This is a genomic window from Sodalis sp. RH19, assembly GCF_047324215.1.
Classification (GTDB): Bacteria; Pseudomonadota; Gammaproteobacteria; order Enterobacterales; family Enterobacteriaceae; genus Acerihabitans.
The window spans coordinates 1584348-1606389 of record NZ_CP178734.1 but is presented as its reverse complement, the minus strand read 5'-3'; the positions used below and the strand labels follow the sequence as shown (position 1 = coordinate 1606389).

At 55.9% G+C, this 22042-nt stretch carries 21 protein-coding genes and 1 pseudogene; 16 read left to right on the top strand and 6 right to left on the bottom strand.

Translation table 11 applies throughout. The features are described 5' to 3' along the window. Positions 1–73: 73 nt before the first annotated feature. The 11 genes and pseudogenes from ACL2XF_RS07190 to ACL2XF_RS07140 form a co-directional block, all read left to right on the top strand. Positions 74–739, top strand: coding sequence for a lytic transglycosylase domain-containing protein (locus ACL2XF_RS07190; RefSeq protein WP_413728345.1), 666 nt, complete (start codon positions 74–76; stop codon positions 737–739). Beyond that, positions 720–998, top strand: coding sequence for a TrbC/VirB2 family protein (locus ACL2XF_RS07185; protein ID WP_050917476.1), 279 nt, complete (start codon positions 720–722; stop codon positions 996–998). Before ACL2XF_RS07190 ends, ACL2XF_RS07185 begins: the two co-directional genes overlap by 20 nt. An 11-nt stretch (positions 999–1009) precedes the next feature. After that, positions 1010–3757, top strand: a complete 2748-nt coding sequence (locus ACL2XF_RS07180) for a VirB3 family type IV secretion system protein (protein WP_413728344.1) — start codon at positions 1010–1012, stop codon at positions 3755–3757. Between the two features lie 23 nt (positions 3758–3780). Beyond that, positions 3781–4500, top strand: a complete 720-nt coding sequence (locus ACL2XF_RS07175) for a type IV secretion system protein (protein ID WP_413728788.1) — start codon at positions 3781–3783, stop codon at positions 4498–4500. Between the two features lie 10 nt (positions 4501–4510). Further along, positions 4511–4786, top strand: a complete 276-nt coding sequence (locus ACL2XF_RS07170; protein ID WP_103826096.1) for an EexN family lipoprotein — start codon at positions 4511–4513, stop codon at positions 4784–4786. A 72-nt stretch (positions 4787–4858) separates the two neighbouring features. Then, positions 4859–5890 carry a type IV secretion system protein gene (locus ACL2XF_RS07165; RefSeq protein ID WP_413728343.1) on the top strand — a complete coding sequence of 344 codons (1032 nt, stop codon included), beginning with the start codon at positions 4859–4861 and terminating at the stop codon, positions 5888–5890. An 89-nt stretch (positions 5891–5979) separates the two neighbouring features. Beyond that, positions 5980–6120, top strand: coding sequence for a hypothetical protein (locus ACL2XF_RS07160; RefSeq protein ID WP_181005845.1), 141 nt, complete (start codon positions 5980–5982; stop codon positions 6118–6120). After that, a complete protein-coding gene (locus tag ACL2XF_RS07155) occupies positions 6113–6796 on the top strand; it encodes a virB8 family protein (RefSeq protein ID WP_413728342.1) in 684 nt (227 codons plus the stop codon). Before ACL2XF_RS07160 ends, ACL2XF_RS07155 begins: the two co-directional genes overlap by 8 nt. After that, positions 6793–7683: a P-type conjugative transfer protein VirB9 gene (gene virB9 / locus ACL2XF_RS07150; RefSeq protein WP_413728341.1), complete on the top strand. Its 891-nt coding sequence runs from the start codon at positions 6793–6795 to the stop codon at positions 7681–7683. The genes ACL2XF_RS07155 and virB9 overlap by 4 nt, the downstream gene beginning before the upstream one ends. Next, positions 7680–8984, top strand: coding sequence for a VirB10/TraB/TrbI family type IV secretion system protein (gene virB10 / locus ACL2XF_RS07145; RefSeq protein WP_413728340.1), 1305 nt, complete (start codon positions 7680–7682; stop codon positions 8982–8984). Before virB9 ends, virB10 begins: the two co-directional genes overlap by 4 nt. Beyond that, a pseudogene (locus ACL2XF_RS07140) lies at positions 8974–9357 on the top strand (P-type DNA transfer ATPase VirB11); the annotation flags it as partial. The gene virB10 and the pseudogene ACL2XF_RS07140, both read left to right, overlap by 11 nt. 92 nt (positions 9358–9449) lie before the next feature. Here ACL2XF_RS07140 and ACL2XF_RS07135 read toward each other — a convergent pair. The 3 genes from ACL2XF_RS07135 to ACL2XF_RS07125 are packed head-to-tail and all read right to left on the bottom strand — an operon-like array spanning position 9450 to position 13104. Continuing rightward, positions 9450–10661 (bottom strand): aminotransferase class I/II-fold pyridoxal phosphate-dependent enzyme, encoded by a 1212-nt coding sequence (locus ACL2XF_RS07135; RefSeq protein ID WP_103826101.1) that lies wholly within the window; start codon positions 10659–10661, stop codon positions 9450–9452. Between the two features lie 21 nt (positions 10662–10682). Continuing rightward, on the bottom strand, positions 10683–12014 hold the full coding sequence (locus tag ACL2XF_RS07130; protein WP_103826102.1) for an LLM class flavin-dependent oxidoreductase: 1332 nt from the start codon (positions 12012–12014) through the stop codon (positions 10683–10685). Positions 12015–12018: 4 nt separating this feature from the next. Continuing rightward, positions 12019–13104 carry an iron-containing alcohol dehydrogenase family protein gene (locus ACL2XF_RS07125; protein WP_103826103.1) on the bottom strand — a complete coding sequence of 362 codons (1086 nt, stop codon included), beginning with the start codon at positions 13102–13104 and terminating at the stop codon, positions 12019–12021. Positions 13105–13471: 367 nt separating this feature from the next. On the opposite strand from ACL2XF_RS07125, the gene purB reads away from it, so the two are divergent. Genes purB through ACL2XF_RS07100 form a run of 5 tightly spaced genes read left to right on the top strand, consistent with a single transcriptional unit; the run spans position 13472 to position 19025 of the window. After that, positions 13472–14884, top strand: coding sequence for an adenylosuccinate lyase (purB, locus tag ACL2XF_RS07120; RefSeq protein ID WP_103826104.1), 1413 nt, complete (start codon positions 13472–13474; stop codon positions 14882–14884). After that, complete coding sequence (locus ACL2XF_RS07115; RefSeq protein WP_103826105.1) at positions 14850–15386, top strand: GNAT family N-acetyltransferase; 537 nt, start codon at positions 14850–14852, stop codon at positions 15384–15386. Before purB ends, ACL2XF_RS07115 begins: the two co-directional genes overlap by 35 nt. After that, complete coding sequence (locus ACL2XF_RS07110; protein ID WP_103826106.1) at positions 15387–16571, top strand: amidohydrolase; 1185 nt, start codon at positions 15387–15389, stop codon at positions 16569–16571. Further along, positions 16568–17665: an Ldh family oxidoreductase gene (locus ACL2XF_RS07105; protein WP_413728339.1), complete on the top strand. Its 1098-nt coding sequence runs from the start codon at positions 16568–16570 to the stop codon at positions 17663–17665. Before ACL2XF_RS07110 ends, ACL2XF_RS07105 begins: the two co-directional genes overlap by 4 nt. A 16-nt stretch (positions 17666–17681) precedes the next feature. After that, complete coding sequence (locus tag ACL2XF_RS07100) at positions 17682–19025, top strand: MmgE/PrpD family protein (protein ID WP_103826108.1); 1344 nt, start codon at positions 17682–17684, stop codon at positions 19023–19025. Here ACL2XF_RS07100 and ACL2XF_RS07095 read toward each other — a convergent pair. From ACL2XF_RS07095 to ACL2XF_RS07085, 3 genes are read right to left on the bottom strand one after another with little or no spacing between them, the layout of a single operon-like run. Further along, positions 19020–19781, bottom strand: coding sequence for an amino acid ABC transporter ATP-binding protein (locus ACL2XF_RS07095; RefSeq protein WP_413728338.1), 762 nt, complete (start codon positions 19779–19781; stop codon positions 19020–19022). The genes ACL2XF_RS07100 and ACL2XF_RS07095 overlap by 6 nt on opposite strands. Continuing rightward, positions 19774–20712 (bottom strand): amino acid ABC transporter permease, encoded by a 939-nt coding sequence (locus ACL2XF_RS07090; RefSeq protein WP_413728337.1) that lies wholly within the window; start codon positions 20710–20712, stop codon positions 19774–19776. The genes ACL2XF_RS07095 and ACL2XF_RS07090 overlap by 8 nt, the downstream gene beginning before the upstream one ends. After that, positions 20709–21605: an ABC transporter substrate-binding protein gene (locus ACL2XF_RS07085; protein ID WP_103826111.1), complete on the bottom strand. Its 897-nt coding sequence runs from the start codon at positions 21603–21605 to the stop codon at positions 20709–20711. The genes ACL2XF_RS07090 and ACL2XF_RS07085 overlap by 4 nt, the downstream gene beginning before the upstream one ends. Positions 21606–22042: the final 437 nt, after the last annotated feature.

Sequence of the window (22042 nt, the reverse complement as noted above, 5' to 3'; positions counted from 1 at the left end):
CCTTTCCCCTTTTTCCGGCCTTGTGCCGTCTGATGGCGGTACACGTTGCCCGGTTTACCATTCCGAGGCCATCATGCTTTCCACCACCGTATTTCTGGCGGCGGCTATGCAGTGCGCCCCCAGCATTCACCCGTCCACGGCGCTTGATGTGGCGCGGGTTGAATCCGGTTTGAATCCGTATGCCATCGCTGAAATTCTGCCCGGTGGCAAAGGCGTGATTTCACATTTCCCCACGAGCAGGGATGAGGCCATCAGCCTCACCGGACGGCTGGCAGCACAGGGCCGACGCTATTCGGTCGGGCTGATGCAAATCACCAGCACCAATTTCCGCCATTACGACGTGACCGCCCGTGACCTTCTTGCCCCCTGTACCAACCTGTACGTGTTTGAGCGCATCCTCACCGACTGCTACCGCCGTGGCCGTTCCCTGAAGCGTGCGCTCAGTTGCTACTACTCAGGAAATTTCACGACCGGCCAACAGCCGGAATCCGCGTTTAACCAGACCAGCTACATCCAGCGCATCGGCTACGCCGTACCGTCAACGCGGGAAGACCGGCAGCGACCACCCGCCGAAAAGCTCGTGCCTGAAATCCGTTACCCCACCGCCGTCATGCGTGGCGAGCTTACCAATAACGCCACGTCAGTTCTGACATCCCTGCGCTACCCCAATGCCGTGATACGCGGCGCGATACCCTTTCCCGGCCCCAGGAGGAACAATGATGAAACGAAAACAAACTGACTGGCCCGTCCTCTCTTCCTTGTTAATAGCAAGCCCGGCGCTGGCAGCAGACAGCGGATTTAATAAAGCCAATGAGACGCTGAGCAACACCTCTACCGGCCTGCTCGGACTGGCCGCCGTCACCATCACGCTGGCCACCATGTGGGTGGGATACAAAGTCTTGTTTGACGGCAAGAGCCTGCATGACATGCGCAACGTCATCATTGGCGCCATCCTTATCGTCGGCGCGTCAGGTTTCGGTGCCTACTGGGCATCATAAGGGAGGTAACGATGGCTACGCTGAACAAAGCGCTGACGCGGCCTGCCGCCATAGCCGGCATTCCCCTCGTGCCGTTCGTGATGGTCAGCGGGGCCATCGTCCTGCTGGCGGTCTATGTCAGCTATTACCTGATATTACTGCTTATCCCTGCCTGGCTGGAGATGAAGGCAAAGGCCAGAACCGATATTCACTATTTCGGGCTGCTCTGGCTGGCCTTTAAAACCCGTGGACGGTTTGGCACCAATAAACATTTTGGTGCCAATGCCCTGCTGGCAAACCGCTATGACGCCGTCGACGTCTCGGAGTTTATTGAAAAGATGAAGTTAAACGAGCGCGTTACGCTGGAGAAATACATTCCGTATTCCTCCCATATTCATCCGCACGTCATCAGAAACCGCCAGGGTGATTTGGTTGCCAGCTGGGAGCTGGAGGGCACCGTTTTTGAATGCGAGGACGAACACCACCTGACGTTAATGGCGACGCATCTCAATAACGTGATTCGTGCATATGAAGGCCTGCCAGTCACTTTCTATCTTCACCGTATCCGGGAAAAATACCACGATATCTTTGACGCGAATTCAGGCATTCCCTTTTCTGATGAAGTGACCCGGCTGTATTCCCAGCCGATCAACGAAAAGCCGTTCTGGCGGCACCGGCTGTTTTTCACCCTCTGCTACGCGCCCTTCTCTCCGCTGGAGAAAAAGGCCATGAAGGCGCAGCCGTCCGGTAAACGCAAAGCGGCACTGGATGATGCCCTGAAAGTGATGCTGGAATACCGGGAGGCACTGGCATCGGCGCTGTCCCGCTATACGGCGACGCCGCTGGGGATGTATGAAGACAACGGGCGGGTGTATTCCGCCCAGTTGTCCTTGTATCACCGCCTGCTCACCGGCCAGTGGCAAAAGGTGGCGGTCACGCGTGCGCCATTTTACGAAACGTTAAGCACGCCGGATGTTTTTTTTACCACCGACACCGCCGAGTGCCAGACGATCGGCGGCTCCCGCTTTTTTCGCAGTCTGGAAATCAAAGATTATTCGCCTGAAACCGCGACCGGCCTGCTGGACGCGCTGCTGTATGCCGAAAGCGAGTATGTGCTGACGCAGTCCTTCACCTGCATGGCCCGCGATGAGGCGCAGAAGCATATTCGCCTGGCGGAAAAGCGCCTGAATTCGGCGGACGACGACGCCATCTCGCAGCGCGAAGAGCTGATTGTATTGCGCGACCTGCTCCAGTCCGGGCATGTCTCCTGCGGGAAATACCACTTCTCCCTGCTGGTATCTTCAGACAGCCCCGAGCAGGTGGTGAAGGACACCAACGCGCTGGCGCAGCCCTTCGCCGACCTCGGCATCATGACAACGCTGTCCACGCTGTCGCTGCCCGCCGCGTACCTGGCGCAACTGCCGGGGGTGTATACGCTGCGCCCCCGTCTGGTGGCCGTCAGCAGCCAGAACTTTGCCGACCTGGCGAGCCTGCACAATTTTCATCCTCATAAACGAAACGACAATCCCTGGGGCGATGCCATCGCCATCCTCAAATCCCCTGGCGGTGGCGGGTATTACCTGAACCTGCACGACAGCCAGAGCGGACGGGATGACTTCAACGAAAAAACGCCGGGTAATACGGCGATTATCGGTAAAACTGGCTCCGGGAAAACGATGCTGATGACCGTCATGCAGCAACTTATGCAGAAGTACCGCAATCCGGCGACGTTCTCCGCCTCAGCCACAATCCAGCGGTTCACCACGGTGTATTTCGACAAGGACCGGGCGGCGGAGATGGCAATACGCCAGATGGGCGGACGCTACTTCCGTATCCGTACCGGCACGCCCACCGGGTTTAACCCGTTTTCGCTTGCCCCAACCCGGCGGAATATCAGCTTTATCAAACGACTGGTGCGCATGCTGTGCGGCCGCAACGGCAAGCCGCTCGATCCGCGCGATGAGGAGCGGATCAGTGCCGCCGTAGATACCATTATGCTCGACTACCCGCCGGAATACCGCAAGTTCGGTATCACCCGACTGCTGGAAGTCCTGCCGGAGCCGCCAACCACCGATGCCCGCCTCAACGGGTTACGTATTCGCCTTAAACAGTGGGCGCAGGGCGGCGAGTTCGGCTGGGTATTCGACAATGAGGAGGACACCTTCAACATCAGCGACGTCGAAAATTTTGGTATCGACGGTACGGAATTTCTCGATGATGACGATATTCGCGGCCCCATCACGTTTTATCTGCTTTATCGCGTCACCGGTCTGCTGGATGGTCGCCGGCTGGTGATGTTCATGGACGAGTTCTGGAAATGGCTGGCCGATGTCGAATTCTCCCGCTTCTCGCTCAATATGCTGAAAGTGATCCGCAAGCTGAACGGCATCTTCGTCCCCGCCACCCAGTCACCTGACGAAATCGTCAAACACCCGATTGCTCCGGCGATTATCGAGCAGTGCAGCACGCAAATTTTTCTCGCCAACCCGAAGGCCAGCCGGGCGGATTACGTGGAAAAGATGAAAGTGCCGGAAAACGTGTACGACACCGTCAGAAACCTCGATCCGGGTGAGCGCTACATGGTGGTTCTGAAAACGCCGTTACGCGCAGGTGAAACCCGACCGTTTGTGGCGATGGCGAAAATGGATTTAGCGGGTCTCGGGAAACTTACCAAAATGCTGAGCGGGAGCGAAGACAACCTGAAACTGTTCGACACCCTGTATCAGGAAGGAATGCAGCCTGATGACTGGAAAGCCGCCTTCCTTGAACAAGCCCTGTAATATCCATGACGGAGGTAATGAAAATGCGGTTCAGAGATATCATACTGGCGTTATCGCTGTTTATTTCCACCCAGGCGATGAGCGCCGGAATACCGGTATTCGACGCCGTACAGAATACCGAATCCATGAATCAGTGGATCCAGAAACTCCAGCAGTGGCAGGAAACCGTCACCCACTATAGAAGTGAACTCGATGCCTACAAGCAGCAATTAGCCACGGCAACGGGCGTGCGGGACGTTCAGGCATTTCTCCGCGAGGCCAAAAGTCTGAAAACCGATATCGATAATCTTCGTCAAAACGGTATTTCACTGGATGACCTGCTGAGCAACCAAAGCGGGTCATATTCGTCTGAACTTAGTAGCTTGTATAACAAATATAAAACGTTCGATACCTGTAACCCGTCCAGTTCCTCACAGCGTTATCTGGACAGCTGCAAACAGATGATCCTGAATCAGGCCGTAGCGATAGAAAATACGTCCGAGGTTGAAAACAAGATCACGGGCACGCTCGGTGATATATCAGATTTATCAGACCGTATTGCTAATGCGCAGGATTCGAAAGAGTCACAGGACCTGGCTAACGCCATCGCGGCCAAAAGCGTACAATTGAATGCGCTGACCAGCCAGTGGGAGATGTCAGTCAAACAGACTGAACAGCGAGCAACGCTGCTGGAACAGCAAAAACAGAAAGCCTTCGAGCAACAGCAATTAACTGCGCCCGTTGCTGATCTGAACTCTCTATAGGGAGGTTAACATGTTAAAACCCGTATTAACCTTATGCGTCATGTCAGGCATTCTAGTCTTATCCGGTTGTAAAGAGACGAAATCAGAAGCCTGGTATAAAGAACATCCCGATGAAACCTATAAGGTCTATACGCAATGCCTCAGGGATGGCGAGGCAAGCGACAACTGCGAGTTTGCACACCGGGCAGCATTAATGTTTGCCCAGACCGGCAAACCCGGCATCAGGGAAAAATTCGAGACACTGTTTCAGCAGGAAGCCCAAAAAAGAAAATCCGTCACTCAGTAATATTCCCGCCAATAAAAACAGGGGTTCTTCCCTGTTTTATCCCCTGTCTGTTCCTGACTAATGAGAGGCACCATGTCCGGTGGTATTTTTGTTGGTATGGACAAAAACATCATGGATGGACTCAATGCCGTTTTAGAAGGTCAGTCTTCTACCTACGGCACCCTAATCAGTGTGATTATCGTCAGTTCCTTCACCCTATTTATTACGTATCGCGGGTATCAGACGCTTGGCGGCAAACTCCAGACACCGGTTGAAGATGTTGTCTGGGATGTGGGGCGCATGTTGCTGATCACCACTTTCGTTTTAAACCGCGATGGCTGGCTGAATGCTATCATTGCGGCCATTGAAGGGCTTAAGGACGGCATTAGTGGCGATGATAATGTCTGGGCGCTGCTCGACACGGTGTGGGAAAAGGCACAAGCGCTGGGGCAAACGCTGTTTAATCTCGATACCTCCACCTACGTTAAAATGAATGGCGGCTTTGCCGAGGTGCTGGTCTGGGGCGGTGCAACCGTTCTGTTACTGGCTGCAACCTTTGTCAACCTGCTCGCCGAAATCACCATTTTGTTAATGACCACCACCGCCCCACTCTTTATTTTCTGCCTGCTGTACGGTTTTCTTAAACCCATGTTTGATAACTGGCTGAAAACAATATTTACCGCAATCTTAACGATCATGTTCTCTGCCCTGTCTGTCCGGATCGCCATCAACTACCTGAATAAAATACTGGATGCCGCCACAGCAACGTCTGCTGAAAGCAATATGGTGACCCTGGCGGCGCAATGTTTGCTGGCCGGGATTGCCGCAGGCGTCGTGGTGTATTTTTCAGTGAAAATAGCCACTGCGCTGAGCGGTGCCGCCGTGCAGGCCGTGTTACAGGGTGCAGCCATGAGCGGACTGCGCGGGCTGGCGAGCAAATCTGCCGACGTCGCCAGACCCGGCATAAAGGCCGGGGGCCGACTGACCGCCAAAGGTGGCATGGCCGCAGCAGCGACAACCGGCAGGTTCATTGCCGCAGGGGCGGGCAAAGCCGTGAACGCCTGGCAGAAACGTGCCACCGCCATTGAAAGCATTAAACGCCAGAATCAGCAGCGTCACCGTTAGTCCTCCCGACCGTTAATCTCATTTCTCCGTCACGCCGTGGCCTCTGCCAGCGGTGCGGCTTTCCTGCATTTGTCCGATAAGAGGCTTCCATGAAATTCAGCATCTTGCTTCTGGTGCTGTGCGCGCTTACGGGCTGCGCGCAGCATCAGGGCAACCTCCCGCCGGTGTCCGGCGATCCCCAGCCGGTGAATTCCCCCGCCATCATTCAGGAGCTGACTCACCATGTCTGATATTCAGCGCATCATTAATGTCTCGCGCTCTTTTGAATCCATCCTGCTGGAAAAGGAAGAGAGTTCCCGTAACACCGCCTGGCGGGTGGCCGCTGCCGGGCTGATTCTGGCTGCACTGGCAATTATGGCCATTCTTATTCTGCTGCCGCTGAAAACCACTGACATTGAATTGTGGTCGGTGGATAAACAAACCGGCCGTTATGAGTATATGACCCGCATTAAAGAGCGGGATATTGCGTCTGAAAAAGCGCTGGCGCATTCACTGGCGGCACACTATGTCAGACTCCGCGAAGGGTATAATTATTTCTCCCTCCAGCGTGATTACGACGACGTACAATTATTTAACAGCGACAGCGTGAACCGGGATTATCTGGACGGGTTTAACGGCGACCAGGCACCGGACGTTATTTTTAATAAAGCCGAATATGTCGTCTATATCGACATTATTTCCAATGTGCATGCGTCTGCCACCGGGCCGGATAACCTGGCAACCCTGCGTATCAAGCGTACCCTTCGCCGTATCTCTGATAATTCAGTGAAAACGGACTTCTGGAATATCCGCCTCACTTACCGCTATGTCCCGCATCAGCAACTGACGGACAGCCAGCGTGAAGTGAACCCGCTGGGCTTTATCGTCACCAGCTACCAGCGCGATAAAGAACTGAGGAGCGAATGATGCTGAAAAATATCCTGCTCCTGACAGGCTTACTCGCGTCATGCGCGACATGGAGTGCCGCCACCCCGCGCGGCAGCGGCTATGACAGCCGGATGCAGAACGTATCGTATAACAGCCAGAACGCCACCGTGGTGAACACCCGCCCCGGCTACGTCACCACGCTGCTGTTTGACGACGATGAAGCTGTGATTGATGCGCAAGCGGGTTTTCCCAAAGGCTGGACGGTGACGAAGAGTGATAACCGGGTAGGCGTCAGCCCGAACCCCATCACCCAGCCGGTGACGGACGCCAGCGGCAACAACATCAGCCAGGTGTTCCTGCCCACGGCAAAGGACTGGAAGACCAACCTCTTCGTGGTGACCTCAAAGCGTGATTACAGTCTGGAGCTGAACGTGCTGGACCACGATTCCCCCGCGCAGGCGTTCGTTATCCGTTATCACTATCCGTCCGAGGTTCGCCAGCAATCCGCCGCCGCCAGCGCCGCACGTCAGACGCAGCTACGGGAAAGACAGGAGAAGCAGCAGATAGCAGCGGCATTCGGACAGGCCACCACGCCACGCAACTGGCGCTACACCAAACGGGTCGCCGCCGGTTCGGCCACCATCGCACCGGATTTTTCCTGGGATGATGGTCGTTTTGCTTATATCGGTTTTTCCCCCATCAGAACCCTGCCTTCCGTTTTCCGGGTGGTTAACGGACGGGAGCAGGCGCTCACGCCCCGGACAGTTAAGCAGGGTAATTACACCGTGATGGTGGTTCCGGCAGCGCCACAACTGGTGTTGCGTTACGGCACCTCGGTGGTGGGGATCGAAAACGACGGATTCGGGCGCATCCCGATAACCCGCAGCGACACTGTTTCACCGTCCGTTACGCTGGAGGCGAAATGACCGATAAACCTGTCCCGGATGAACCGGAAAAAACCACCGCAGAGCGGGAAGCGGAGGCCCGCGAACGCGCCCGTGCGGCAATGGCGTATCAGGAGCCGGAGCAGAAAACACCGCCCGGCCAGCCGGAAGTGACCCGTTTTCGTAAGGCATCCGGTCGACGCACGCTGATCGTCAGCCTGCTGAGTCTGGCGCTGGTGATCGCCCTGGCATCCGGCGGCGATCGTCTTTTCAGTGCATTGAAAGGGGGTAATGAGAAAGAAGCCAACACCGCGCCGCCGCCCTCCTCCGGGAAGACGCTGCATGAGCGTCAAAATCTGGGCATGGACAATAACCCGTTTAGCCTGTTCGGGCCACACACACAGGACGGAACAGACCCTGCCAGCCAGACCGTCACTCCCGCACCAACGCAGCCACCGGCCCCACCCGCCCTGAACAAGGCAGCCGCGCTGGCTGACGGGGTGAACAACGACCGAACAATGCCGGGCGATAATGCACGCACGTCCCCGGGTGAAACGCGCAGCCACGCAGAAACATCCGACAGTGGGTCATCATCCACGACGTACATATCCTGCCCGTCAGTACTGACCAGGGGAAGGGATGGCAGCCTTCGCTGCCCGGATACTGCCGCGCCGGAAACGGGTAACAACGACAATGCGGGCGTCGCCCGTGTCACCGGCGTCAGACGGTTGGGTCTCGATCCTGATCTCTATATCCCGGTGGACCGCTATATCCCGTGTTCGATGATGTGGCGCTTCGTGTCCGATGTCGGGGGGCATATTTCCTGCCTGGTCAGTGAAGATGTTTACAGCGCCAGCAACCATGTGACGCTGATCCCGGCGGGAACGGTCGCCCGTGGCATCTACCGCACGGGGGCGCTGCAACACGGACGCAGCCGGATGTTTGTGCTGTGGACGGAGCTGCGTACGCCTGAGCCCGGCAGCCTGCAAATCCCGCTAACTGATACGCTGGCCAGCGGCCCGCTCGGCGAGGCGGGGATCTCAGGTTGGATCGACGACCATTTCTGGGAGCGCTTCGGCAATGCCCTGATGCTCAGTACCGTGCAGGACGTGGCTGCTGCGGCGTCGGATGCTGCCCCGGGGAAAGACCGCAATACCGACTACACCGAAAACACCCGCGCCGCCACGGCGGAAATGGCGAAAACGACGCTGGACAGCAGCATCAATATCCCGCCCACCCTGTACCTGAATCAGGGTGATGTCATCGGGATCATGACCGGCACCGACATTGATTTCTCATCCGTCTGGCAGCTACGACTGAAAAAGAGGTGGTATGAACGCTGAAAACCTGTCGCTGGATTTTATGAAAAACCAGCTGTTTGGTGATTTTATTGCGCAGGACGGCCTGACGGAAATTGCCGTTAACCGGCCGGGTGAACTGCATACCAAAATCCGGGGGAAATGGCGAAGACATGAAGCCCCGATTACGCTGCGCCAGTGTTACGCCTTTGCCAGAGCGCTGGCGTCCTGGCAGGACGATAATATCGACGACACCTCGCCGATCCTTTCCGCCACGCTTGAATCAGGCGAGCGCATTCAGGCCATTATTCCCCCGGCCTGTGAGCGTAATACCGTGTCTATTACGCTGCGCAAACCCTCATTCGGGCAGAAAGCACATCAGTCATGGATTAATGCAGGATTTTATAACCGGGTAACGCCACTGAACCCCTGTAGAACGCTTTCAACATTTTGCGTACAAGCCCATTTTAACGGGACACGGGAGCAGACGGTTCAATAAGCACGTTGAATTTACTGAGCGGGGCTGAGTTTCGCGCAGGCCGACGCAATGCGCCGCCCGGCTTCAGCCACCGTGGCGTTATCGGTGGCAATCGATAGGCGGAAATAGGGCGACAAGCCGTATGCGCTGCCGCCCACGCCGGACACGCCGCTTTCCAGCAGATAATCCAGCACGTCAGCTTCGCTTTCGATTTTCGCCCCACCCGGCCGGTAACGCCCGATTAATCCGGCGCAGCGGCAAAAGACAAAGAAACCACCCTGCGGCACCCGCAATTCCAGCCCGTCAATCGTCGCCAGAATATCGGTTATCACGTCGCGCCGTTGCTGATAAGCCGCAACCTGTGGTGCAACAAAATCCAGCCCACCGTTAAAGGCTGCCAGCGCAGCCGCCTGACTCACCGAACTGGCCCCGGAGCTGATTTGCGACTGTACCACTGTCATGGCGGTAATAAGCGCCTTTGGCCCGGCACCGAAACCAATCCGCCAGCCGGTCATCGCATAGGTTTTGGATACGCCACCCACCAGCAGGCTGCGCGCCTGAAAATCAGCGGCCACGTTGAGCAAATTCTGATGTTCGCAGCCATCAAACAGAATGTGCTCATATAAGTCATCGAGCATTACCAGCACCTGCGGATGCCTGCGCAGGACGGCGGCCAGCGCCTGTAATTCAGCAGTGGAATATACCGCACCGCTCGGATTTCCCGGATGATTGAGCACCAGCCAGCGGGTGCGCGGTGTAATACTGGCGGCCAGCTGTTCCGGCGTCAGTTTGTAGGCCTGCTCCAGATGACATTCGACAAAAACCGGCGTGCCGCCGTTAAAACGCACGCTATCCGGAAACGTCGGCCAGTACGGCACCGGCACAATCACTTCGTCGCCATCATTAAGCGTAGCGGCAAAGGCATTGAAAATGACCTGCTTGGCACCATTGGCTATCATGATGTCGGCAACAGCGTATTCCAGCCGATTTTCCCGCTGCAATTTCTGCTGCACCGCCTCACGCAACGCCGGAATGCCCGGCGTCGGCGTGTATTTGGTTTCACCACGCGAAATGGCCTCGTATGCCGCCTGTTTAATGTGATCGGGCGTATCAAAATCCGGTTCGCCGGTGGTGAGATCCAAAATATCCACCCCGGCTTTTTTCAGGTCATTGGTGCGCTGTTTCGCCGCCGCATTGGCGGAAAGTGACACGCGCTGAACGCGGTCTGACAAAGAAATCGTCATCGTAATTTTCCAAAGCTAAAGTTAAGACTGAGGGTTAAAGTCAGGCTCAGGCAGACCGAGGTTTTCACGCAGCGTGCTGAATTCGTATTCTTCACGGAACAACCCGCGACGACGCAATTCGGGGATCACCAGCTCAACAAACAGCGAAAGCTGTTCCGGCATCACTGCAGGCATGATGTTGAAACCGTCTGCCCCGCCTTCTTCCAGCCAGTGCTGGAAATCATCGGCGATATCTTCCGCCGTACCGACCAGCACGCGATGCCCGCGCGAGCCGGCAGCAATTGCGGCCAGTTCACGTAAGGTCAGATTTTCGCGATACGCCAGGTCGGTCAGCAGTTTCACACGGCTCTGATTACCTTCACCGGCAGGCACATCCGGCACCGGCCCGTCGAGCGGAAACACACTCAGATCCATATTAAAGCGGGTGGAAAGCTGGCGGATGCCGTTATCAATATCCACCAGCGAATTCAGTTCGCGCCAGGTTTCGCGCGCTTCTTCCCGCGTGCGGCCCACGATGGGCATTACGCCCGGCAAAATCAGCACGTGATCCGGGTTACGTCCGGCCTCTTTCACCTGCTGTTTCTGCGCACGGTAAAACGTCTGCGCTTCTTCCAGCGTCGCGGCAGCGGTAAACACAACTTCGGCGGTGGCCGCCGCCAGTTTCTGGCCGTCAGCAGAAGAACCGGCTTCAATAATCACCGGACGCCCCTGCGGCGAACGGGTGATATTCAGCGGGCCCTGTACCTGAAAATATTTGCCCTGATGATTCACCGGCTGGATTTTCTCATTCACGAAATACTGACCGCTGACGTTGTCCGGCTGTACCGCCCCTTCCTGCCAGCCTTCCCACAATTTGAACGTCACTTCGAGAAACTCATGCGCCACGGCGTAGCGTTCGGTATGCGCGGGCATATCGTCACGGCTGAAATTGCGCGCCACATCAGTGGAAAACGACGTCACCACGTTCCACGCCGCCCGGCCGTGGCTGATGTGATCAAGAGAAGAAAAGCTGCGTGCCAGATTAAACGGATCGCTGAATGTCGTTGAAGCCGTGGCGGCCAGCCCGATATGGCGGGTTTGTACCGCCAGCGCCGACAGCAAGGTCAGCGGTTCAAGCCGCGCCATGGTGGACGGCAAACGGTAGACACTGGTCGCCAGGGCATCGCCGATGAAGAACATATCGAATTTGCCCTCTTCGGCTTTTTTGGCGATCCACGCCAGCCAGTCGATGTCGGTCGGCGAACCAAGGTTTTCAGTTAAGCGCCAGCCGCTGACGTGATGCCCGAGCGGCTGCACAAACAGGCCAAGACGCAATTTACGCGTGTTTTTTGCAGAAGGTGAAGAAGAAGTCATGGTGTTATCCCTGAGAATAATGGTGAGTTTCGGTTGCCCGCAGGGCTTTTTCGATGTTTTCGGCCGCCATTGAGAACGGCAAACGGGCGGCATTTTCGGCGGAGAATTTCACTTCACGGGCAATGGCCGTAATAATCGTATCGCGGTCACCGTTTAACGAAGGCAATGCCAGTGGTGCGTGATACTGACGCAATAACGCCAGCAACTGCGGCTCAGGCTGGCCGTTATGGTTTTCCATCAACGACTGCACCAGCAAGCCGAAACCGACTTTTTCGCCGTGCAGCCAGCCATGTAATTCCGGCTGATGGGTGAAACGGTTGTGGATCGCGTGCGCCACGCCCGGCGCGGGGGTTTCATCGCGCATACTGTTGGCCATGCCCGCTACCGCGATATTGGCATCGATAACTTTCATCAGCGCCGGTGTCACTTCATGGCGGGCATTGTCCTGTAACGCCTGCGCGCCATACTGTTCAAAGACTTCCACCGCCAGTTGTGCCGCCTGCACTTTCAGGTTCAGCGCCAGACTGTCGTCGCTTTTTTGTTTATACGGGCGGAATTCGTACCATTTAGCCAGCGCATCCACGATGCCCGCTTTGAGATAACGCACATCGTTTTGCGCAATCACATTCGTGTCGACCAGCAGCATCAGTGGCATACGCGACAACGGCTGGCTGCGCACATGTCCGCCGTGCTCGTTATAAATGATGCTGACCGGCGACCAGGCGGCGCAGGTCGCGGCAACGGTCGGCATTGTCACCAGTTCGACGTCGGTCAGCAAATTCGCCACCGCTTTGGCGCAATCAAGCACCCGCCCGCCGCCAATGCCCATCACCAGCGTGGCGTTTTGTTCACGCACGCTGACCAGATGTGTTTCGATTGCCGCATCGGTGCATTCCGTGGTGAGAAAATTGACCTGCCAGCGAATACCGGCCGCCTTCAGGCTGGTTTCCAGTTGCGGATTCACCGCCCCCCATGCTTTCGGGCTGGTGATGATCGCGATATCGGCGGAATGAACGGCAAGCAGATCACCGGTGCGTGAAAGCAGGCCGGGCTGATGATGATAGGTTTGCGGTGATTTTATGGCGAACACGTCGATGTCCTGTAGTTTGTCGTCTGGTAAAGAGAACCTGCCCGTAATTAAACACGGATGTGGATATGGGATATATTCAAGTGTTATTAAAAACATCCTACGAGAATTGAAAAAATTAACAAAGCGCTGAGTGCGGATCCTTATTCACTTATTCGCAATAGAATAGATGAATTTTCGCTATAGCTTATAAACCCCTTGCATCCTGTGCTGGATCAAAGAAATGATAGTGCCAGACAGGGCTAATTTAACTCAATGAAAACAGACGCATCTGGCATCTGCTTATACCGGATACGCTATTTTGATGATTTGTTTTTAATTACAGACTTAAAAACAACGTTAATTAACCCTTATATAAGAAGAGAGTATTATGTCCTCACATCCGATAGATTTTCTTTTACTTGGTAACAATTTTGGCACACCAGAAATGCGGGAAATCTGGTCAGAGCAAAATCGCCTGACACAGCAAATAAATGTCGAAGTTGCGCTGGCATTGGCCGAAGGTGAACTGGGTGTGATCCCGCAACAGGCCGCGCTGACCATTGCGGAGCTGGCCGATGCCAGCCAGCTGAATATTGAGGACATCGCCCTCTCCGGCGCGCAGATGAAACATTCCCTGATGCCGGTGCTCACCGCACTGCAACAGCAATGCGGTGACGCGGGGGAATACATTCATTACGGCGCGACCACGCAGGATATCGTCGATACCGCCACCGTTTTACAGCTGGCACAAACCCTGAAAGTGATCGTCCGTGACAGCACCGCCGTGGCGAATCTGCTGAAATCTTTGGCGCGTGAGCATCAGCACACGCTGATGGCTGGCCGCACCCACGGCATGCAGGCGCTGCCGACCACGTTTGGCTTTAAAGTCGCTGTCTGGCTGGATGAATTTATCCGCCATCTCGACCGCCTTGCCACCATCACGCCGCGCCTGCTGACCGGCAATATCAGCGGGGCGATCAGTACTTACGCCGCACTGGGCGGCGCGGGTCCGGAAGTTGAACGCCGCACACTGGCGCGTCTGAACCTCAATACGCCGAATATCGGCTGGCAGGCCGCGCGTGACCGCTTTTCGGAATACGCCTCGGTGGCGGTGCTGATCAGCGGCACGCTGGGCAAAATCGGCAACGAACTTTACAACCTGATGCGCACCGAAATTAATGAAGTCGAGGAACCGTTCAGCAGCGGAAAAATCGGCTCCACCACCATGCCGCACAAACGCAATCCCGCTGCCCTCGAAGGTCTCGCCAGCCTGACCCAGCCGCTGCTGCACAGCGCATCACTGATTTATCAGTCGATGCACGTGGAGCATGAACGCGATGCGATGAGCTGGCGCGCCGAGTGGATCGCCCTGCCGGAAATCTCGATTTATCTTTCTGCACAGTTGCAAAATGCTCAGGCGATTCTCTCCGGCCTGACGGTCAATAAAGCCCGCATGCTGGCGAATTTGCAGATGCAGGACGGACTGCTGCTGTCCGAAAAAGTGATGTTTGAGGTCGGTAAAAAACTCGGCAAACAAACCGCACATCATCTGGTTTATGACTGCGCCATGCAGGCGTTTGAAAAACAGCAATCTTTTAAAACCGTTCTGCTTGCACATCCGGTTCTGGCTGCCAGTATTACTGAGCAGGATCTTGACCACTGGTTAGATCCGGCTCATTACACCGGCTGCGCCGCGCAAAAAGTCGATGACGTCATCCGCTTTGCCGGGCAGTCCGGCCATTTAACTTCTTCTGGGGATCCGGGTTATGACACAACATTTCAGGCGGCTGACGCTGGATGATAAACACGATTATCTGGCACTGATGCTGGCCGCCTACGCGCCTATAAAAGCGCTCGGGATTCACTTTGATGCCGCCACCGCCGATCTGGCACGCGTTACACAACATCTCGACGATCACGCGGTGTTTGCGCTGTTTGATGACCAGCGGATGGTGGCTTCAGTCACCCTGCGTTTCCCGTGGGGCGCGATGCCGGGGCCGATGGACCTGCCGCATATTGGCTGGTTCGGCACGCATCCGGACTACACCGGTCAGAGTCTCGGCAAAAGGCTGCTGAACTGGTTGGAAGACAATATTCTGATCCGCGAACTGAAAGCCCCGGCTTACTCGCTGGGCACCGCCACCAGCCATCCGTGGCTGCGCGACATGTACCTGAAACTGGGTTTTCAGCCGGTCTTCGAAAGAGACCTCGGCAAAGGGCATATCACGCTGTACCTGAAAAAAATTCTTGATGAAAAAAGCCACACCCGCTGGCTGGAACGTCAGCTACCTACCGGAGTTTAAATGTCAGATATCATGCAGGACCACCAGCCGCTGGCGGTGTTTATTCAGGATTTCCGCCACCAGATGCACCGCCATCCGGAGCTGTCCAACGAAGAATTTAACACCACCGCCAGCATCAGGGCGGCACTGGATAAATATCAGATCCGCGTGTTGGATTTGCCGCTCAAAACCGGTCTGGTGGCAGAAATTGGCGGCATCAAACCCGGCGAACTGGTGGTGCTGCGTTCTGATATCGATGCCCTGCCGATTGAAGAAAAATCCGGCGTGGATTACACCTCGCAAAATCCCGGTGTGATGCACGCCTGCGGCCACGATTTCCACACCTCGGCGGCACTTGGTGCGGCGATTTTGCTGAAAGCACAGGAAGATTCGCTTTCCGGCACGGTGCGCATTCTGTTTCAGGCGGCTGAGGAAACCGGTCACGGTGCCCCGGTGCTGATTGACACCGGCGCGCTCGACAACGCCGCCGTCATTTTCGGCATTCATAACGATCCTGCTTTACCGGTCGGCGTTATCGGCAGCAAAGAAGGCGCATTAACAGCGGGCGTGGATCGCTTTGCGATCACCATCTCCGGTACCGGCAGCCACGCGGCACGTCCGCACGAAGGTAACGACCCGATTATTATCGCCGGACAGGTGATTTCCGCGCTGCAAACCCTGATCGCCCGCAACGTGCCGTCCGCACACAACGCGGTGGTTTCCATCACCCAGGTTCACAGCGGCAGTACCTGGAACGTAATCCCGGATTCCGCCTGGCTGGAAGGCACCGTCCGCACCTTTAATCAGGACACACGGGAACTGATCGAACGCCGTTTCCGGCAGGTTCTCGCGGGCATCGCTGCTGCATTTGATACCGACATCAGCCTCGACTGGCAGCCCGGCCCGCCGTCAGTGGTCAACACGGCTAAATGGGTGGATTTTGCGCTGGCACACGGTGAAGGCTCCGGCTTCGAAGCCCGCCGCGTTGAAGCCAGCCCGATTGGGGAAGACTTCGCGTTTTATCAGCAAAAATTGCCCGGCGCGTTCATCATGATCGGCTCCGGCGGTCCTTACGCGCTGCATCATCCGCAATTTCGCGTTGATGATCGCGCCCTGTTTCCGGCTGCACATTACCTGTCACAACTGGCGGTACAAGCGCTGCAGATTCTCAGTGCGGAAATTCTCAGTAAGGATAAAATCGCATGAATCAGCAGAGACATTTTTCGGTGGAATTACTTCGTCAGCAAACCATGATCATTTTGACCGGGTGGGGAATGCCCGAAAATATTGCGCAGGAAACCGCTGAACTGATGCTGGAAACCGATTTGCTGGGCATTGACTCTCATGGCATATCAATGCTGCCGCATTACGACAAATTACGTCAGGAAGGGAAATGGCACCCTGATGCCCAGGTCACTGTCGTCAGCCAGACGCCGGTAACTGCGGTGCTGGACGGCGGTCATGCCCTCGGCCATGTCACAGCGATGACTGCCATGAAACTCGCGATAGCCAAAAGTGAAAATACCGGTGTAGGGGCCGTTGTTGTGCGCAATTCCAATCATTTTGGCGCAGCCGGGTTGTATGCCCGTTATGCTGCCGCACGCGGTAAAATTGCACTGGTGACCAGCACAACGCGCAGCCGGATGCTGGTGCCGAGCCGGGCGAAATTTCCGGTGCTCGGCACTAACCCGATAGCCTTTGCTGCCCCGTCAGGTGAAAAAGAAGATTTCGTACTGGATATGGCCACCACTACCGTCGCGGCCAATAAAGTCAAAGTGTATGAATTTAATGGCAGCGACCTCCCCGCAGGTTGGGTGGTCAATGAAGAAGGGACGCAAGTTACCGACAGTTCACAAGGAATGGATTATGTTTATCGCCGTAAAGAAGGGGGGCTAACTCCGCTGGGTGGCCTTGAGCAAAGCGGCGGGCACAAGGGTTACGGGCTGGCGATGATGGCGCAAATTCTGGCCGGACCGCTGGCCGGCGCGGCATTCGCCCCAACCCGCGAAGCCGGGGGAATGCCCAATATCGGGCATTTCTTTCTGGCGCTCGATCCGGCGGCTTTTGGTGATCCCGATGTGTTCAAAGCCGAGCTGGATACTATCATCAACACCCTGCACGCCACGCCATCCGCTGCCCCTCAGTCGCCCGTGTTAGTGGCCGGTGAACCGGAAAACCAGAGGCATCGGCAACGCCAGCGCGACGGGATCCCGGTTTCAGACGCCCTTCTGGCACAACTGCATGCGCTCTGCGAGCGTGAACATTTCGTTGATTTATTATCTCCGGTCACCCGGACCTGAAGCGGGAAATACGCCTATGACATTAACGCAGTCGCTGGCGAAACTTATCGTCAGTTCGTTCCCTTCTCCCGCCGCTCACGAAGCAGCACGCGAAGGGTTACTGGATTTTCTGGCGGTCACCCTGCCGGTTTTACGCGGCGATTTACCCGATGCAGGGCTGAACAGTTTGCATCAGGTTTACCGCGCTGACGATCAGGCGACCCGTGCGTTACTGCTCGGGTATGCCGGTCACGCGCTGGATTTTGATGATTTCCATCCCGATTTTCGCGGCCATCCCGGCGTGGTGATTTTGCCCGCGCTGCTGGCGCTGGCATCACAACAACCCGATATCAACGGCGAACAATTTCTCGATGCGTACGTGACCGGCGTGGAAATGGCCGGACGCCTCGGGCTGGCCGCCGGTTCTCAGCATTACAAACTCGGTTTTCACAATACCGCCACACTCGGCACGATTGCGGCCGCCGCCGCCTGTGCGCGGCTGGTGAATGCCGCTGAAAAACAAACGGCGGTGATTCTGGGGATCGCAGCGACACAGTCCGCAGGGTTACGTGCGCAGTTCGGCAGTGACGTCAAACCTCTGCATGCTGGGCTGGCGGCACAGACCGCCGTCATTGCCACACAGTTGACGCTGGCAGGCTTTCACGGCCAGGCAGACAACGTGCTTGACAGCTTTTTATCGGCTTATTGCGCCGGTCAGCAACAGCCGGAAAAACTCATTTCAGACTGGGGCGCGCTGTGGCGGATTGTCTCGCCCGGTCTGGAATTCAAACCCTATCCGACCTGCGGTGGCACGCACAGCGCTGCCGATGCCGCGCGGACTATTCGTCATGACTGGCTGCAAACCGGTCAAAGCACAGACGCACTGATCAGCGCCATCGAACGGATTGAGGTGTCTTTCCCGCCGGGTGGTGATATTGCGGCGTCGGTGCGAAAACCTGCCACCGGCGTTGAAGCGCGGTTCAGCCTGGAATACGTGATTGCGGCGTGTTTGCTGCGCGGGGAACTGCGCTTAGAGGATTTCACTCCGGCACCGGTGAAGACAGAGATTGCCGCGCTGGCAGAGAAGGTGGCACGTTGCCCGGATTTCTCCGCGCCGCCGGACGAGTTCAACCCCGCCGCACGTTTTCATCAGGTGACGGTGTTTTTGCCTGACGGCAACCGGCTGCAACAGCGTTTCACCCGTCAGCAAAGTCTGGCGATCCCGTTTGATTTACCGGCAAAATTGCGTGCCTGTTTACCTGAATTCTCCGACGCACAGAGGACGGAGATTGTGGCGCTGAGCAGGCTGGAAAACCGCGACAGTCTGCCGCGGCTGGTTGACATGTTGTTTGCGAAACAGATTAACGAAGCGCCATTATAAAACGGTCGACAGAAAATGGCGGACACGGACGTTCTCCGCTTCATCCAGCACACTTTTCGTCGGCCCCGACGTCACAATCTTTCCGCCCTCCATAAAGATGACGTTGTCTGCCACTTCACGTGCAAAGCCGATTTCGTGGGTGACGATCACCATCGTTATCCCCGAATGCGCCAGCTTTTTGATCACCTGCAACACTTCGCCCACCAGTTCAGGATCCAGCGCGGAGGTGGGTTCATCGAACAACATCACGTCAGGATCCATCGCCAGCGCACGGGCAATGGCCACGCGCTGCTGCTGCCCGCCGGAAAGCTGCTGCGGCCAGTCATCTTCACGGCTGGCTAACCCGACCTGCCGGAGCAACGCGCGGCCTTTACTGAGTACCTGCTGACGGTTTTGCTTCTTCACCCGCAGCGGCGCATCGGTAATATTTTGCAAAACAGTGCGGTGCGGGAACAGATTAAATTGCTGAAATACCATGCCGGTACGACTGCGCTGCGCGGCTATTTTGCGGCTGCTCAGTTCATACAGCGCCTGCCCTTTCTGCTGATAACCAACCAGTTCGCCACCGATACGGATCGTGCCACCATCGAGCTTTTCAAGATGATTGATGCAGCGCAGCAAGGTGGATTTTCCCGAGCCGGAAGGCCCGAGGATCACCGTGACCGAACCGGCAGGAATATCGAGGCTGATTTCATCCAGAATGGTATTACCGGAGAAACGTTTGGTGACTTTGCGAAATTCAATGGCTTCACCCATGGCTGGTTTCTCCTGCGCTGATACTAGCGCTACTCACCGAGCCTGACGCAGAAGTTTTCCCGGCTTTGCGTTTTACCTTCCGGTGACTGCTGCGGCTGAAATGTCGTTCAACGTAATACTGAATCACTGAAAGCAATGACGTCAGCAGCAGGTACCACAAGGTGGCGACCAGCAGCAGCGGGATAACTTCATAGGTGCGCTGATAAATAATCTGCGCGGAGAACAGCACATCCTGTAATGAAATCACCGAGACAACCGCCGTGGTTTTCAGCTGACCGATCACTTCATTCCCGGCCGGAGGCAGAATGGCACGCATCGCCTGCGGCAAAATGGTGTGGCGGAATATCTGTGCCGGACGGTAACCCAGAGCACGTGCGGCCTCAACTTGCCCGGTGCCGACGCTCTGGATCCCGGCGCGGATAATCTCTGCGGCATAGGCAGACTGATGCATCACTAATGCAATCACGGCGGCGCTGAACGGGCTAATCAGTGAGTTCGCGGAAGCGCTCCAGATTTCACCCACCCACGGCAGCGAAATTGAAATATTCGGGTAAAGCGCGGCAATGTTGTACCAGAGAAACAGCTGAACCAGCATCGGCACACCCCGGAAAAACCAGGTATATCCCCAGCTGACGGCGACCAGTACCGGATTGGATGATAAGCGCATCAGCGCCAGAACCGTACCGCCTGCAAAGCCAAAAATCACGGAAATTGCGGTCAGCTGCAATGTCATCAGTACGCCCTGAATGATCGACGGACCGGTAAAGTTCCCGGCGATCACCGACCATTCAAAACGCGGATTGCTGAGCATGGAATTCCCCACAGCCAGCAATATCAGCAATACGATCAGGGCGCTTATCCAGCGCCCGATATATTTTTTACCGACGATCCGCAGTTCTTCCGGCTGCTGATCGCGTGTTTCACTGCTCATCCGAAAATCTCTTCATTACGTTTTGACTCTTTGACTGCGCCAAAACCGATGGACCATTTATCGAGGATCTTCTGGTAGGTGCCGTCTTTGATCAGCGAGTTCAGGGAGGCCTGCACTGCCTCTTCCAGCCCCGACTGTTTAGGGAACGCCACGGAAACAGGCGCATCATCCACATGAATGGTGCCGGTCAGCGTCAGCGGTTTGACCTGGCTGACCTGATACGTCAGACCTTCATACGGGCCGAAGAACATCGGTACGCGACCGCTGACCACGGCCTGTACACCTGACGGGCGATCCGGGAATACGGCAATTTTGATTGGCGGTTTACCGGCATCAGTACAAATTTTGCTGGCCGCCTCAAGACGCCCGATCTGCGTAGTGCCCGCTCCTGCGCCCACTTCCTGCCCGCACACGGCATCAAAAGAGGTAAATGGCGCAATATTGGCGTCTTTACGCGAGATCACACCCAGGCGCGACGCATCGTAATAACTGACGAAATCGACCTGCTCGAGACGTTTTTTGGTGGCATTGATATTGGATAGCGCGACGTCATAGCGACCGGATTTCAGCCCCGGAATAATGTTGTCGAAACCGCCGGTATCCTGCCAGCGCACTTCCACACCGAGCCTTGCCGCCACGGCATTCATCACATCAATCTCACGCCCGGCGAGCGTTTTATTGTCTTCCTGGAAAAAAGTGGTCGGCGGAGTATTCGGATTGGTGCCTGCAACGATATATCCGCGTTTGGCGATATCCGCCGGAAGCTTACTTTTGAGCGCATCATCAGCGGTGACATGAAAGGTGGTTGAAGACGGAACAATCTGCTCGGCAGCCCACGCAGAAGAGAGACTCCCGGCAATCAGCAAAGGGAGCAGTAATTTAGATAACGTCATGACGGAGCCTTTTCCTGGTTAAAACCTGTGAAAAACCACATAAGAGTTGCGGTAAAAGAGGCAAGGTCATTAGAGGGGCTTCATCATTCATAGAGCAACACCCGCCCTGCCTTAGACCTGATTTTGCGGGCATATACCTTTTACTGGCAAATGAGAAAAAGAGATAAAGATTTCGAAAAAGCGGGAAAGTCAGGGGCGGACTTAAGAGCTCTTTTAATTCAAATTCAAGGTCAACACCGTGGGCTCGCCGCCCACACTGGCCCAAGGGTTTTAAACGAAATCCTTTGGAATCCTACGTTTTTCAACTGTGCGCTAACGCTTGCTGCCTATGTTTCAGGTACAGCAATGACAGGCTGGAATCTTGCCGCGTTGCGGTTCCTTCTCTAAGTCCTGGGGCCTAAGGTGCAAGGTTCAGTCTTTAGGCTCGGAACAGGCCC

What these genes read in the sequence shown, in the direction of transcription:
- ACL2XF_RS07190 (WP_413728345.1), top strand. Translation starts at nt 74, where the DNA reads ATGCTTTCCACCACCGTATTTCTGGCGGCGGCTATGCAGTGCGCCCCC.
- ACL2XF_RS07185 (WP_050917476.1), top strand. Translation starts at nt 720, where the DNA reads ATGAAACGAAAACAAACTGACTGGCCCGTCCTCTCTTCCTTGTTAATA.
- ACL2XF_RS07180 (WP_413728344.1), top strand. Translation starts at nt 1,010, where the DNA reads ATGGCTACGCTGAACAAAGCGCTGACGCGGCCTGCCGCCATAGCCGGC.
- ACL2XF_RS07175 (WP_413728788.1), top strand. Translation starts at nt 3,781, where the DNA reads ATGCGGTTCAGAGATATCATACTGGCGTTATCGCTGTTTATTTCCACC.
- ACL2XF_RS07170 (WP_103826096.1), top strand. Translation starts at nt 4,511, where the DNA reads ATGTTAAAACCCGTATTAACCTTATGCGTCATGTCAGGCATTCTAGTC.
- ACL2XF_RS07165 (WP_413728343.1), top strand. Translation starts at nt 4,859, where the DNA reads ATGTCCGGTGGTATTTTTGTTGGTATGGACAAAAACATCATGGATGGA.
- ACL2XF_RS07160 (WP_181005845.1), top strand. Translation starts at nt 5,980, where the DNA reads ATGAAATTCAGCATCTTGCTTCTGGTGCTGTGCGCGCTTACGGGCTGC.
- ACL2XF_RS07155 (WP_413728342.1), top strand. Translation starts at nt 6,113, where the DNA reads ATGTCTGATATTCAGCGCATCATTAATGTCTCGCGCTCTTTTGAATCC.
- virB9 (WP_413728341.1), top strand. Translation starts at nt 6,793, where the DNA reads ATGATGCTGAAAAATATCCTGCTCCTGACAGGCTTACTCGCGTCATGC.
- virB10 (WP_413728340.1), top strand. Translation starts at nt 7,680, where the DNA reads ATGACCGATAAACCTGTCCCGGATGAACCGGAAAAAACCACCGCAGAG.
- ACL2XF_RS07135 (WP_103826101.1), bottom strand. Translation starts at nt 10,661, where the DNA reads ATGACGATTTCTTTGTCAGACCGCGTTCAGCGCGTGTCACTTTCCGCC.
- ACL2XF_RS07130 (WP_103826102.1), bottom strand. Translation starts at nt 12,014, where the DNA reads ATGACTTCTTCTTCACCTTCTGCAAAAAACACGCGTAAATTGCGTCTT.
- purB (WP_103826104.1), top strand. Translation starts at nt 13,472, where the DNA reads ATGTCCTCACATCCGATAGATTTTCTTTTACTTGGTAACAATTTTGGC.
- ACL2XF_RS07115 (WP_103826105.1), top strand. Translation starts at nt 14,850, where the DNA reads ATGACACAACATTTCAGGCGGCTGACGCTGGATGATAAACACGATTAT.
- ACL2XF_RS07110 (WP_103826106.1), top strand. Translation starts at nt 15,387, where the DNA reads ATGTCAGATATCATGCAGGACCACCAGCCGCTGGCGGTGTTTATTCAG.
- ACL2XF_RS07105 (WP_413728339.1), top strand. Translation starts at nt 16,568, where the DNA reads ATGAATCAGCAGAGACATTTTTCGGTGGAATTACTTCGTCAGCAAACC.
- ACL2XF_RS07100 (WP_103826108.1), top strand. Translation starts at nt 17,682, where the DNA reads ATGACATTAACGCAGTCGCTGGCGAAACTTATCGTCAGTTCGTTCCCT.
- ACL2XF_RS07095 (WP_413728338.1), bottom strand. Translation starts at nt 19,781, where the DNA reads ATGGGTGAAGCCATTGAATTTCGCAAAGTCACCAAACGTTTCTCCGGT.
- ACL2XF_RS07090 (WP_413728337.1), bottom strand. Translation starts at nt 20,712, where the DNA reads ATGAGCAGTGAAACACGCGATCAGCAGCCGGAAGAACTGCGGATCGTC.
- ACL2XF_RS07085 (WP_103826111.1), bottom strand. Translation starts at nt 21,605, where the DNA reads ATGACGTTATCTAAATTACTGCTCCCTTTGCTGATTGCCGGGAGTCTC.